Origin of the sequence: Tenacibaculum sp. FZY0031 (genome assembly GCF_036350695.1) — a bacterium.
Lineage (GTDB): Bacteria > Bacteroidota > Bacteroidia > Flavobacteriales > Flavobacteriaceae > Polaribacter.
Window position 1 is genome coordinate 194,153 of the sequence record NZ_JAZDVY010000008.1, and the last position, 14,104, is coordinate 208,256.

A 14,104-nucleotide genomic window follows, 5' to 3' on the forward strand; every position below is an offset into this window, starting at 1 on the left:
GTCTTTAACAAAGTATTAACATAAAAATAGAATACTATGAAAACACCAAAGAAACATGCTAAAAAGCAACTAGAAAAATTCTCAACTATTTTTACTCAACTAGGCTTGGTCCTAACGTTGTTTGTCGTTTTCCTTGTTTTAGAACACGAAACAGCTAAAGATGTCGCAATAGTGGAACCTACCAATGCACAAGTTTATGAGAAAGTTTACACTTTTGATACCCCTGTTATTATAAAAAGAAAAGTAAAAGAAATTGAAAAGCCAAAGCCAGAGCGTGTAATTAAAGAAGTATTTAAACCAGAAGTAGTAGATAATAATACAGAAAATACCACTGTAATAGATTTACCTGTAGATGAAGCACCTATTGATTTAAATCAAATTCCAGAGTTAAAAGAAACTGAAACTATAAAAGATAGTGATGATCCAGTTTCAATAAACAATGTACAAAATACTCCAGTTTTCAAAGGTTGTGAAGGACTCTCAGAAGAAGAAAATATAAAGTGCTTTGAAAGAAAAATACAACAGCATATACAACGTAATTTTAATTCAGAATTAGCACAAGAAGTAGGATTAAATTCAGGAAAGTATAAAATAATAACGCAGTTTATTATTGATAAAAAAGGAGATGTAGTTGATGTTAAAATTAGAGCACCCCATACTAAATTAAAAAAGGAAACAAACAGAGTAGTAAATAAAATTCCAAAATTTATTCCAGGTAAACAGAATAATAAAGAAGTAAAAGTAAAATATACTTTGCCTATTACTTTTAGGGTAGAATAAAAAGTAAAAACTCAATCAACTGGTTGAGTTTTTTTTATTTTTGTTATATATGAATACAGATAAAACGTTTTTTGCACACGAAACAGCAGTTATTGATGACGGTTGTAAAATTGGAGAGGGAACCAAAATATGGCACTTTAGCCATATCATGCCTACTTGCATTATTGGAAGTAATTGTAATATCGGACAAAACGTAGTAGTGTCACCACAAGTTATTTTAGGGAATAATGTAAAGGTTCAAAACAACGTTTCTATATATACAGGAGTAACATGCGAAGACGATGTTTTTTTAGGCCCTTCTATGGTTTTTACGAATGTAATTAATCCGCGTAGTGCCATAAAAAGACAGGATCAGTATTTAGAAACGATTGTTAAAAAAGGCGCAAGTATAGGGGCAAATGCAACAATAGTATGCGGTAATAATATTGGAGAATACGCTTTTATAGGAGCGGGTGCGGTGGTAACTAAAGAAGTAAAGCCTTATGCGTTAGTTGTAGGTAATCCATCAAAACAAATAGGGTGGATTAGTGAATACGGGCATCGTTTAAACTTTGATGAAAAAGGCTTGGCTACTTGCCCAGAAAGTGGAGAAAAATATATCCTGAAAAACAACGAGTTAAGAAAACTTTAAGCAAATGTTTTGAAAAAGTAAAAAAAGATAAAAAAAATATTTGCGAATAGAAAAATCTTAATTATATTTGAACAGTGGTTTTTAAACCACTTTCTTTTTCTTTTTCATAGCAATTTTTCCCACTCAATTTTGAGTGGGTTTTCTTTTTATAAAAACTTCCCAAATAAAGTAAGTGTATAGAAGAGCGTACTCTAAAGTAATTAACCAAAGGTTTTCTTTCCAAGGAGAGTTAGCATAGGCTTGGTAACTTAATATTACAACAAAACTCCACAGAACAGCATATCGATATTGAGTACATACAGATAAAATTAAAAGCGTTGCAATATACCAAGGGTGCATTGTTGTTGTTAAAAAGTAATAGCAAGATAATGTAAGAAGCATGCTTACAATTAGCTGTTTTACCGATTTGTTTTTCTTGAAAAAAGTAAGCATTAATAAAAAGCAAATAGTAAGAACAGGTATTATCTTACCAATAATGGCAATCTCATTATAACCTCTAAAGAGGTAGCCAATTTCTCTAGCAACGTAGTAAAAGCTAGCATTAAACTCAAAATTTCTAAACCATAAACCAACAGAATTGGTGTAGTTTGAAATTAATTCAGAAGAATAAAAAGGGAGAAAGAGTAAAAAAACAGTGAAAATTGTGGTTAAATGAAAAAGCACTAATTTTTTGAAGCCTTTAAGAGTTGAAATATCCCCTTTTACAAACCATTGAAAAAATAGAGGTAAAAAAAGTAATGGAATAAGTTTTACCGAGATCGAACAAGCCAATAAGATGCCTGCTAAAAACCATTTATGTTGCTGTAAGGTATAAATACTCCAAACTAAAAAAAATAACATTACTGGTTCAAAATGTAAGTTTCCGGTAAGTTCAATTATCACAAAAGGATTTAAAATGTATAGAAAAATGTTTTTAACAGGTAATTGTAGCCTTTCTAAAAGCTTTTTTCCGAAGTATAAAATACCAATATCAGCTAGGATAATTAGTACTCGCATTACAATAACACTTCCAATAATACTGTTTTTGGTAAACAAAGCAGCGATAAAAAAGCACAGTTGATTAATTGGAGGGTAGTTGGTATAATGACTACCATTTAAAACTCCCATTCCTTTATATAACTCGTTAGCTTGGTTTATGGGATAGTTGTTTTGCTCAATAAATGTTTGAGGCAAGGTTAAATAAGGGTTTAACCCTTCTAAAATCATGCGTCCATCCCAAATAAAACGATAAAAATCTTGTGATAAATTTGGAGTAGCAAACAAGAAAACTAACCGAAATAAGACTGCAATTCTGGTTAAATAAGCAAACGATAATTGTTGATCACGTAAAAGAACAAAATAACAAGTAAATAGGCTTATCCATAGAAAAAGCAATTTATTAAACTCTGTGCGTTCAGTCGTATAAGCAAATAAAAAATACAGCACTACACTAACCAAAGTTAGTATAATTGAACTATGTTTTTTAAAAAAAGACATTTAGGCTTTTGAGAAAATCGACTTAAAAAACACATATCCAAAACCAACAAATAGCATTAAGTGAAAAGGGAAGAGTCCGAAGTCACCTCCTTGATTTCCTACGATAAAAGCACTGTACATACCAAAAGCAAAATACAGAGCTAAGACCCCTTCTATAATTACATGTAAAGAAGGTCTTTTACGAATGTATTTATTATTTTTCCAACTATCTTTTAATGACTTAATATTGAACTTAGGAGTTCTTACAAATTCACTTTTTTTACCCAAATGTCCTTCTAGAACAGCAATTGTATTGTGCAAAGAGAAGCCCATGGCAATAGAGAAAAAAGCGAAAAAGGCGCCAATATACTTGATGAAGTTCCAAAAACCTCCTCCATAGGTCCTTTTATACATAAACCAGTAACAGATAAAGAAAATAAAGGTACTTACAATAAAAAAGCTCATTACTAAAAAGTAAATTTTTAAATGAGCGTATTCATTTTTAATATACAGCATAGGAATACTTAGTACAGCTACTAAAAAGATGCAAGTAAACATTGAACTATTTAGTAAATGCAGCGTTCCGTGAAGTTTTGTTTTAAAAGGAATAGTAGGGCTTGTAATTATTCTTTTTAACATTTTTTGAAAATTCTCAGCTCCCCCTTTATTCCATCGAAATTGTTGCGAGCGTGCAGCACTAATTACCACGGGTAATTCAGCAGGAGTAACAACGTCTTCTAGGTATTTGAATTTCCAGTTCTTTAACTGGGCGCGATAACTTAAATCTAAATCTTCTGTCAAGGTGTCTCCCTCCCAGTTTCCAGCATCGTAAATACATTTTTTACGCCAAATACCTGCAGTACCATTAAAATTAATAAAATGTCCTTGACTATTTCTTCCTACTTGTTCTAAGGTAAAATGAGCATCCAAAGCAAACGCTTGAATTTTTGTTAAGGTGGAATAATTTCTGTTAATGTGTCCCCAACGAGTTTGAACTACCCCTATTTCAGGATCTTTAAAATACGGAACGGTTTCAAGCAACCAGTTTTCTTGAGGTAAGAAATCGGCATCAAAAATAGCAATAAACTCACCTTTGGCTGTTTTTAATCCCTCTTTTAAAGCACCTGCTTTAAATCCTTCACGGTTTTCACGTCGAATATGTTGAATGTCTAATCCCGTTTTTTGAAGTTCTTCAATTTGAGTAGCCGTACTCTCAACTGATTCATCGGTAGAATCATCTAATACTTGAATTTCTAGCTTTTCGTGAGGGTATTTTAATTGAGCAATATTGTTTAATAAACGCTCCATTACATATAACTCATTATAAACAGGTAGCTGTATGGTTACATACGGAACATGGTTAAGATCAGTTAAATCTAAAATAGGTGAACTCTCCTTTTTTTTCTGAGCTTTTAAATAATTGATAAGTAAGTTTAATTGTGCTATTGCGTATAGTAATATTAGTGCTAATGATATAGTGTATAGCGTAATTATTATGTATTCTAAAACCATTATTTAAAGCTATATTTAAAAATCCAACCTAAAATTTTTATGCCCGCTAAGATACTACCTTTTACGGTTCCTGAAACCTTAGAAACGCCAATTCTGTTTCTATATTTCATCGGAACTTCTGTATAGGATAGTTTTTGTTTTAGGGCTTTTAATTGCATTTCCACTGTCCACCCATAGGTTTTATCCTCCATGTTTAAAGCAAGTAGTTTATCATACTTAATGGCTCTAAATGGCCCCAAATCGGTAAACTTTGCTCCAAAAAACAAGTTCATTAAAGTTGTTGCCAACCAATTACCAAAAACTTGCTGAGGAGTCATAGATCCCTTTTCACGTAGTCGTTGTACACGAGCACCAATTACAAAATCAATCTGATTGTTTATTATTGGGGCAATAAGCTCCGTGAGTTGTTCAGGGTAATCAGAATAATCACCATCTAAAAAAACAAGGATATCTACGTTTTCATTTTTTTGAGAAAGGTATTCCATCCCTTTTAAACAAGCATATCCGTAGCCTCTTCTATCTTCAGTTAGTACAGTAGCTCCTGCTTTTTGGGCATTAATTTCGGTATCGTCTGTTGAATTGTTACTAATAACAATTACCTCATTTACTATAGGGGGAATGTCATTAATTACCTGCACAATAGAGTCTTGTTCATTATATGCAGGAATGATAACTTTTATAAGTGGATCCATTAATTATTTTAGGTCGTTGAGGTTGTTTTCTTTTGCAAAAGAAGACAAATTATTCCATTCCTTTAACTTTACTCCTTCTTTAAATTTTATAGCTTTTGTTAATTTATGTTTTTTGTATAACAAACAGTAGCCGTTTTTTTTATTGTTTTTGATTTGGCATTTTTGATAAATGTTTCCTTTGTTAGTATAAAAAATCCACCATTTGTTTTGTAAGCCGTTAATAAAATGTCCTTCCTTTTCTTTTAAAGAGTTTTCATAAAAGTAATACCAGTATTTCACAGGAAGGTTGTTTTTAAAACTACCTTCTTTTTTTACAGTTCCATTTTTATAATAAAAAATCCAATAATCTGTTTTCTGATTGTTATCAAGCCAACCTTCTTCTTTTAGTGTTCCATTTGCATAAAATGATTTATGATACACTTTTTGTCCGACTAAAGAAAAAGAAATAAAAAAAAATACAATGAAAATATTATTTTTCATTTACTAGGTTCATTAAATCTACATCGTTGCCTAATAAAACTTCTGTTGGATTGATGCGTCCTTTTTCTGGACCATTTTCCAATTTTAATACTCCACGAGGACATACTGCTGAACAAATTCCGCAACCAACACAACTTGCACGAACAATATTTTCTCCCTTTTGGGCATACGAACGAACGTCAATGCCTTGCTCACAATAGGTAGAACAATTTCCACAAGAAATACATTGCCCACCATTGGTTGTAATTCTAAAGCGCGATTTAAAACGTTGTACAATACCTAAATAAGCGGCTAATGGACAACCAAAACGACACCAAACGCGGTTTCCAAAAATTGGATAAAATCCAGTACCAATAACTCCCGCAAACCAAGCTCCTATTAAAAAGCTGTAGGTATCTTTAATCCATTGAGAGTTGATTCCAAGAAAAGATTGTGTTCCAGTAAAGTAACAGTATAGTGTTACGATGGTCATTACCAACGAAAATACCAATACACTATGTATTAACCAGCGTTCTAGTTTCCAAGCATTCATACTTTTGTTTGAGTGTTGACGGTATGGATCTCCTAAGGTTTCAGCTAAACCACCACAACCACAAACCCAAGAGCAATACCATCTTTTTCCGAAGAAATACACCATTACTGGTACAATAACCAATGTAAGTATAATACCCCAAACTAAAATAAATAAACCAATGGCTCCACTACTTCTTAAGCTATCTAAATTCCATTCAAAAAAGAAGTCATAATCTAGTGGAAAAGCATTCTTAAAATCATATCCAGGCATATTTAAACTGGTCATGATTTCTGGAATAAGGAAGGCAAATACAATTTGAAAGAATAAAACAGAAGTTGTTCTAATAACTTGATATTTGTTGTGCCTGTATTTTATATACATTCTTACTCCCATTGTAAGCATAATTACACAGTATAAAAAACCGTAAACGAACCATTGGCTAGCTTCTCCACCGTTTAAAAATTTACTGATAGGGTCTACTATAAAAGTCCAGTTCACCACATAATCAGGAAAAAAATAAAGCAATAAGTAAAACACAACGAGGTACAGTAAAACGAACCAAGCTATCCATCCTCGGTTTGTACTAGCTTCTAAAAAAATACCGTTGTTTTTAATTCCTTTAGGGCCTAGTAAAACAAAGTTAGGAAGTATAAATAACAGCGCCCCAAGAATACCTAAACCAAAAGTAAGTAACCATAGAAAACCCGAATTGTTTTTTACAAAACCATTTCCTGATTTTTTAGCTAACTCGTAACTCAAGGTATGAGGTTTACCGTAAATTAAAAATTGGTACTGCTCTCCTTTTTTATCCCAGTTTTTTTCAGCGTCGTATTTAGCAATTAAAGCGTTGTAATGATTGTTAGATGCTTCGTAGGCATTTCTAACTCGACTAGAAAACTCAAAAATATTCAAGTTTTCATCGGTAACAATAGCCTTATTGAGTTCTTCTTTTATCAGTTCATTTTTATATCCTTTCTCAGCTATAAATGAATCTAACGCTGATTGATTTAAATTAAAAGAGCCCGTAAAAATTACTCCTGAAAAAATGGTCAACCCTATTAAGAATAGAAGTAAACCTGTTTGTTTTATTACTTTCATTTTACATTCTACTGAAAATTCGTTTCCAGCTTTTCTTTTTTAATTGAATATTTGTATTGTTTTCTTTGTTGAATTTTGCTACAATTTCCGGTTCATGAAGTTTATAGAATTCAGGATCGAAGTTAGCGTCTGCTAAATGTTCTAAAGTATAAGTTACAGGTTGTTTTTCATTCAAAATCGTATCAAAAAATTCATGACGCATGCGGATTCCTAATACATTTATACCTAAGAATTCCTGTGTGTTTTTATCGTAGTTTATTCGAATACATTTTTTACCGCTTTCGTGCTCCCAGTAAAAATGGGCTTCATTTTCTTTAGGCAGGGGCCATACCCAACCATAAGTTTGGTATTCAATATCAATAAACTTTGCAGAGTTAAACCAATGTCCTGGTTTGTATTCAATTCGATTGCCACAAATAGTTTGTGCAACGGTTTCACCCATCATTCTACCAGTGTACCAAACAGCTTCAATAGGACGACGCAAACCAATCGCTTCATGCTGCTCAGCACAATCGCCTATAGCATATACATCTTTAATATTGGTTTCTAAAAAACGATTCACTTTAACGCCTCTACCCAGCACAATTTCTGAATCTTTTAAAAAGTCAACATTCGGAGAAACACCAGCGGTTAAACCAACAACATTGCAAGGTATTTCTTCACCTGTTTCTTCAATAATTACAGATGTAACCTGTCCGTTTTTGTCGGATTTGATTTCCTTTAGATTTACACCCAAACGTAAATCGATATGATTTTCTATAATTTCACGATTTATCATGGCTGATTCTTCCATGGGCAATACCTTGTCCCAGAAGCTATCTTCTCGAACTAAAAAGGTAACAGGAATATTTCTGCTATGAAGCATTTCTGCAAGTTCAATACCAATTAAACCACCACCAACAATAACGGCTCTTTTACATGCTTTGTTATTGGGAGCATATTTTTCAAGAGCTTCTAAATCTTGCTTATGGTACATTCCCATAACACCTTTTAAGTCTTGTCCTGGCCAACCAAATTTATTAGGCTTAGAACCAGTGGCTATAATTAATTTATCATAAGATAATTTCTCTCCAGTACTAAAAGCTATTTCTTTTTCCGATGCATGTACTTTTGAAATAAACCCTTTTTTAAGATCAATTCTGTTTTTTTTCCAAAACCAAGACTCGTAAGGTTGTGTGTGCTTAAATTTCATGTGTCCCATATACACATACATTAATGCAGTTCTTGAAAAGAACTCATCAGTCTCAGAAGAAATAATGGTAATTTTTTTATCTGATAATTTTCTAATATGCCTTGCAGCTGTAACTCCAGAAATTCCATTACCAATAATAACAATGTGCTCCATAATTATTGATTTGCGGTTTAGGTCGTTGTTAAAGTTAAGAACTTAATAAAGGAATTAAATTTAGAATGATTTTAAATAACAGAGCTTTGTAAGTGAAGTTTTTTTTAGGCGACCTATGTTTTGTATTAAAAATGAACCTTATGAAACAACCTTTAGTAAGCCTTTCAATTTTGCTTTTTTTTGTAGTACAATTTTCAAATGCTCAAGAGGATAAAGCAAAAAAATCAAACATTCAAACCTATACCCCATCCAAGCTTTTAAATAGTGGGCAGTGGGATATTAAATGGTTTAATAATTTATATACAGAAACAAAATTTGCAGATGCAAGTAGCAACACCAAATCGAAATTAAGAGAAAACTACTTTACTACTACTTTGGAAGCATTTACAGGAATTTCTGAAAATAACCGAATCAATATAGGAGCAATTGTAGAGTTTCGTTCCAACACAATTGGAGGGCGTCAAGCACTATCTGTATTTAGTTTAGAAGACAGTCCAAACTCTGAAAGAAAAGGAATATCTTCAATAGCACCGGCTATTAAATTTCAACCATTAAAAAATATTGGAAATTTTTCCGTTCAATCAGCAATACACATTCCTTTAGTGAGTAATGAAACAGAGAATGGCGTGTTTTTAGACCAAACAGCGTGGACTTTCCAAAACCGATTTTTTTATGATTATACTTTTTCTAGTGGAAAATGGCAATTATTTACTGAGTTGAATACTGAATATAATTTTGGTGATGATGATAGTTTTGCGAACAATACTTTTTTGTTAGCTCCGGGTTTTTTCTTCAGTTATTTTCCTAACCAAAAGTCCACCGTATTAGTGTTTTCTCAACACTCACAAAGGTTTGGAGATTTTACACAAGATTATACAGCTTTGGGTTTGGGAGGAAAATATCAATTAACTAGTGTTTTAAACTTGGAGGTATTGTACAGTAACTTTGTTAGAGGAACCAACAACGGGTTAGGGCAAAGTTTTAATGTAGGATTAAGAGCATTATTTTAAAAGTAGTAAATTAGAGGAGTAATGAAAACTCTAAAACTCCTTTTTATAGGCTGTGTCTTTTTGGGAAGCTCTTGTACGAGTCAGTCAAATAAGATAAATGGCGTTAGTTTTGTTGCTTCTTCAAAGGAGATAACAACTCAACATATTGATGATGTAAAAAAGGTATCAGCAAATTATGTTACGCTGATGCCTTTTGGTTTTGTTAAAAGTTTATCTTCTCCAAATGTAATTTATAACTCCCAAAAGCAATGGTTTGGAGAAACAAAAGAGGGAGTAAAACAATATGCCAAAGAGTTTCAGCAAAGCAAGATAAAAATTATGTTGAAACCACAAATTTGGGTTTGGAATGGGGTGTATACAGGAACTATAAAAATGAATTCTGAAGATAAGTGGAGAACACTAGAGCAATCGTATGAAGACTTCATTCTTGCTTTTGCCATAGTAGCAGAAGAAATTAACGCAGAAATTTTTTGTATAGGTACTGAGTTAGAGCAGTTTGTGAAAAGCAGGCCAGAATATTGGATAAGGCTTATTGGAAAAATTAGAAAAGTATATTCGGGAAAATTGACCTACGCAGCAAATTGGGATGAATTCAAGCGAGTAGATTTTTGGGAAGATTTAGACTTTATCGGAATTGATGCTTATTTTCCGTTAAGTAATCAGAAATCGCCTACTCTTAAAGATTTTGAAAAAGGTTGGCAACCTCACAAAAATGAAGTTATTCAGGTTCAAAGTAAGTTTAATAAACCTGTTTTATTTACTGAATACGGATACAGAAGTGTAAATTTTACAGGAGAAAAACCTTGGGATTCAAGTAGAATTGATGGGAATGTCAATTTAGAAAATCAGCAAAGGGCATTACAAGCTTTGTACAACCAATTTTGGAAAGAAGATTGGTTTGCTGGCGGTTTTGTTTGGAAATGGTTTTATAATCATAAAGAAGTTGGAGGACAAAAGAACAATAGATTTACACCTCAAAACAAACCCGCAGAACAGACGATACAAAAAATGTATGAAAAGAGTAAATGAAAAACATAAACACACACTTGTCTTTTTTTAAAATCATTATTTTAGCTCTATTTTGCTTGTCTATAAATTCGTATTCACAAGAAAAGCACATAGAAAAAATTACTTTTTTAGGAGCTAAAAAGACGAAAACTCAGGTCTTAAAGAAAATACTAACATCAAAAGAAAATAAAGTACTTGATTCAATTGTATTAAAAGAAGATATAATTCGTTTGAAGCGCTTACCAGCAATTTCTAATGCGTATTTTAAAACATCATGTTCTAATAACAAGTGTAATATTGTTGTAACTATAGAAGAGAATTTTACCATAATTCCAGAAGTCAACTTTCACAAAACTATCAATCAAAAATTAGCCTACAGAATAGGAGTGGGTGAGTATAACTTTTTGGGGAGGAATATAACCTTAGGAGGGTTTTATCAATATAATGGTTTTGATTCTTATGGAATTAACTTTAAGGCGCCTACGTTATTTTCAGCAAAATGGGGAGTATCATTAAGTCATCAAAACTGGACAAGTGAAGAACCGCTATACTTTGATAGTGAATCGGCCAATTATACATATCAGAATATCTCTTATGAAGCTTTGGCTTTATATCAGCACGATTTTAAACATCAATTCCAATTTGGAATTAATTTTTTTAAGGAAAAATATAATTATTTGAACGGAAGCACTTCATCGGATGTTCCAACTGAGTTAAGCGTCGATAAAAAATTGTTGAAGCTAATTTATACTTTTGATAATCTAGATTATCATTACCAATATATCAACGGATTAAAAAATGAATTTCATGCACAATACGTAACGTCTGAAAATGAATATCAGAATGATTTTTTAATTTTTTGGAACGACTTTTTTTACTTTAAAAGGCTAGGAAAAAAAGGGAATTGGGCAAATAGGCTACGCTTTGGTTTGTCGTCTAATGACAATACCCCTTTTGCTCCATTCGCATTGGATAATAATGTAAATTTAAGAGGTGTTGGTATTTTGGTTGATCGTGGTACGGGAAGTATTGTTTTAAATACAGAGTACCGTTATACTTTGTATGAAAAGAAATGGTTTGTTTTGCAAGGAAATGTTTTTACAGATGTAGGAACTTGGCGAAAACCAGGAGGAGCGTTGAGTGATTTTATAGATAGTGATAATGTTAGAATGTACTCTGGTATTGGTTTACGCTTTATTAATAAAAAAATAGTTAATGCAGTTTTTAGAATTGATTACGGACATGGACTTACAAAGAATGCATCAAAAGGATTTGTATTTGGGATAGGTCAATATTTTTAATCGCAGGGAGATAACTAAGAGTTCAATCTGCAACTGTTTATTTGTATAAAAAAACGAGGTATGTATTTTACAACCTCGCTTTTATATTATTCTTATGTAGAAAAATGTTTTATTTTTTCTTTGGGTGTACTAACTTCATCTCTTCAATTAAGTGCTTTGCGCCTGCGTATTTATCAACAATAAATAATACATAGCGAACATCTACCATAATATTTCTACAAATTTCAGGATCGTAATTCATGTCGCTCATCGTTCCTTCCCAAACACGGTCGAAGTTTAATCCAATTAGGTTTCCATGTGCGTCAATTGCAGGGCTTCCTGAGTTACCCCCTGTGGTATGATTGGTTCCTAAGAAACAAACAGGAACTTTTCCATTTTTATCAGTGTATTGTCCAAAATCTTTAGCGTCGTATAAATCACGCAATTTTTGAGGAACGTCAAACTCATAATCACCAGGAACGTACTTTTCAATAACTCCGTCTAAATAACTTACAGGATTGTAATATACGGCATCTCTAGGAGAATACCCACGAACTTGACCGTAAGTAACACGTAATGTGCTATTAGCATCAGGAAAATAGCGTGTATTTGGTAATGCTTCCATCAATGCTTTCATGTATGTTTTTTGCAAGGCCGTAATTGGTTGATTTTTCTGTTGAAACTCTGGATTGATTTTTGTGTAAAATTCTTCAATCATAGGTTTTGCATATTGGTAAGCAGCATCCTTGTTTAAATTTTTCACCACTTTTTTAGCGTCTCCCTCTAATAACTGTAAAGCTTTATCTAAATCAGTAAAACTTGTTTTATCGTAAATAGAAGCATCTACATTAGTAGCGTTGTATAATGGCATCACATTCTTAAATACTCCCTTATCTACATTTGTATCAAAGTTTTTGTGAATTGCTTTAATTCTATTAACTAACGACGTTCTAGCTTCCTCAAATTCCTCAGGTTTATTTAAAGCCACTTGTTCTAGTTGATATGCTCTAAAAGTTATTTGCATCAATTCGTTGGTAACTAAGAAAACCTCAATAAAATTTCTTCTTTTAACATTAATATCAGCAAAGTCTGCATACAATTTTTCAAACTCAGGAAGAATATTTCCATAGGTATTTTCTAACCCTTTTTCTTTTAATGCTTTTTTGAAAGTAGTTTCAAAAGCTTGGCGTTCTGTAATTGCATTGCTCTTTTTAATCCCTAAGTTTTCACCAATCCATTTTTTCCATGCATTTGCAATGCGTGCTTGCTTAGATGCATATTTAATACGAACAGCGTCACTAGCTTTCATTTGTGCGTCAATTTCTTTTAATGCAGCCTCACGAATAGCAATATTACTCGGATTAAACTCTTGCGTAATATGCTTAATAGCAACGGCTGGTAAGTACTCATTGGTACGGCCAGGAAATCCAAAAACCATCGTAAAGTCACCTTCTTCAATTCCGTCTAAAGAAACAGGTAAAAAGTGTTTTGGCTTGTAAGGAACGTTGTCTTTACTATATTTCGCAGGACGATTGTTTTTGTTAGCATAAATTCTGAACAATGAAAAATCTCCTGTATGACGTGGAAAAACCCAGTTATCGGTATCACTACCAAACTTTCCAATGCTACTTGGTGGTGCGCCTACTAAGCGTATGTCTTCAAATTTCTCAGTAACGAATAAGAAATATTGGTTCCCTTTGTAAAAAGGTTTTACTTTAACATCTTGCCAAACTTCTTTTTGTACTGTTTTTTGAATTTCGTTGATGTTTTTATCAATAGTCGATTGCTTTTCACGCTCAGTCATAGTATCGGTAACTCCATTCAATGCTTTGGTAGTTACATCATCAATACGAACAATAAATTCAACATATAGCCCTTTATTAGGCAATTCTTCTTTTTTGTTCATCGCCCAAAAACCATCTTTTAAATAATCGTTTTCTAAAGAAGAGTGGGATTGGATTTGTCCAAATCCACAGTGGTGATTGGTTAAAATTAATCCTTCAGGAGAAATCACTTCACTAGTACAACCTCCATTAAAATGCCCAATGGCATCTTTTAAACTAGAATTGTTTACATCGTAAATGTCTTTAGCGGTAAGTTTGCTTCCTAAAGAGGTCATTTCTTGTTCATTCATTCCTTCTAAAAGAGAAGGAATCCACATACCTCCTTGTTGTGCAGTAACTTGAACGACAATAAATAAGAATAGAATTTTTATATACTTCATCTGTTTGTTTTTAAAAAGCTAAAGATACGAATTGATCGTAAATTAGCTTGTTCACAGCATAAAGTAATAGGTTAA

12 protein-coding genes are annotated in these 14,104 nt (G+C 32.4%); 5 read left to right on the top strand and 7 right to left on the bottom strand.

Annotation, left to right across the window (positions count from 1 at the left end; all coding sequences use genetic code 11):
- The first annotated feature begins 36 nt into the window (after positions 1–36).
- Entirely contained in the window at positions 37–780 is a 744-nt protein-coding gene (locus V1T75_RS12975; RefSeq protein ID WP_330488951.1) for an energy transducer TonB, read from the top strand.
- A 49-nt stretch (positions 781–829) separates the two neighbouring features.
- A complete protein-coding gene (locus V1T75_RS12980) occupies positions 830–1,411 on the top strand; it encodes an acyltransferase (protein ID WP_330488952.1) in 582 nt (193 codons plus the stop codon).
- Between the two features lie 123 nt (positions 1,412–1,534).
- On the opposite strand, the gene mptB is transcribed toward V1T75_RS12980, so the two are convergent.
- The 6 genes from mptB to V1T75_RS13010 are packed head-to-tail and all read right to left on the bottom strand — an operon-like array spanning position 1,535 to position 8,507.
- Positions 1,535–2,887, bottom strand: a complete 1,353-nt coding sequence (gene mptB, locus V1T75_RS12985) for a polyprenol phosphomannose-dependent alpha 1,6 mannosyltransferase MptB (RefSeq protein ID WP_330488953.1) — start codon at positions 2,885–2,887, stop codon at positions 1,535–1,537.
- Positions 2,888–4,378: a cellulose synthase family protein gene (locus V1T75_RS12990; RefSeq protein ID WP_330488954.1), complete on the bottom strand. Its 1,491-nt coding sequence runs from the start codon at positions 4,376–4,378 to the stop codon at positions 2,888–2,890.
- Positions 4,378–5,070, bottom strand: a complete 693-nt coding sequence (locus tag V1T75_RS12995) for a glycosyltransferase family 2 protein (RefSeq protein ID WP_330488955.1) — start codon at positions 5,068–5,070, stop codon at positions 4,378–4,380. The genes V1T75_RS12990 and V1T75_RS12995 overlap by 1 nt, the downstream gene beginning before the upstream one ends.
- A gap of 3 nt (positions 5,071–5,073) precedes the next feature.
- Positions 5,074–5,550, bottom strand: coding sequence for a toxin-antitoxin system YwqK family antitoxin (locus tag V1T75_RS13000; protein WP_330488956.1), 477 nt, complete (start codon positions 5,548–5,550; stop codon positions 5,074–5,076).
- Positions 5,540–7,162 (bottom strand): 4Fe-4S binding protein, encoded by a 1,623-nt coding sequence (locus V1T75_RS13005; RefSeq protein ID WP_330488957.1) that lies wholly within the window; start codon positions 7,160–7,162, stop codon positions 5,540–5,542. The genes V1T75_RS13000 and V1T75_RS13005 overlap by 11 nt, the downstream gene beginning before the upstream one ends.
- A gap of 1 nt (position 7,163) precedes the next feature.
- Positions 7,164–8,507, bottom strand: coding sequence for an NAD(P)/FAD-dependent oxidoreductase (locus V1T75_RS13010; protein WP_330488958.1), 1,344 nt, complete (start codon positions 8,505–8,507; stop codon positions 7,164–7,166).
- 140 nt (positions 8,508–8,647) lie between these two features.
- Between V1T75_RS13010 and V1T75_RS13015 the strand changes: the two genes are divergently transcribed.
- The 3 genes from V1T75_RS13015 to V1T75_RS13025 are packed head-to-tail and all read left to right on the top strand — an operon-like array spanning position 8,648 to position 11,826.
- Entirely contained in the window at positions 8,648–9,517 is an 870-nt protein-coding gene (locus V1T75_RS13015) for a transporter (protein ID WP_330488959.1), read from the top strand.
- A 21-nt stretch (positions 9,518–9,538) separates the two neighbouring features.
- On the top strand, positions 9,539–10,546 hold the full coding sequence (locus V1T75_RS13020) for a glycoside hydrolase family 113 (protein ID WP_330488960.1): 1,008 nt from the start codon (positions 9,539–9,541) through the stop codon (positions 10,544–10,546).
- Positions 10,543–11,826, top strand: coding sequence for a POTRA domain-containing protein (locus V1T75_RS13025; RefSeq protein ID WP_330488961.1), 1,284 nt, complete (start codon positions 10,543–10,545; stop codon positions 11,824–11,826). The genes V1T75_RS13020 and V1T75_RS13025 overlap by 4 nt, the downstream gene beginning before the upstream one ends.
- 109 nt (positions 11,827–11,935) lie before the next feature.
- Here the strand turns inward: V1T75_RS13025 and V1T75_RS13030 are convergent, their stop codons facing one another.
- Positions 11,936–14,029, bottom strand: a complete 2,094-nt coding sequence (locus V1T75_RS13030) for a S46 family peptidase (protein WP_330488962.1) — start codon at positions 14,027–14,029, stop codon at positions 11,936–11,938.
- Positions 14,030–14,104 lie beyond the last annotated feature (75 nt).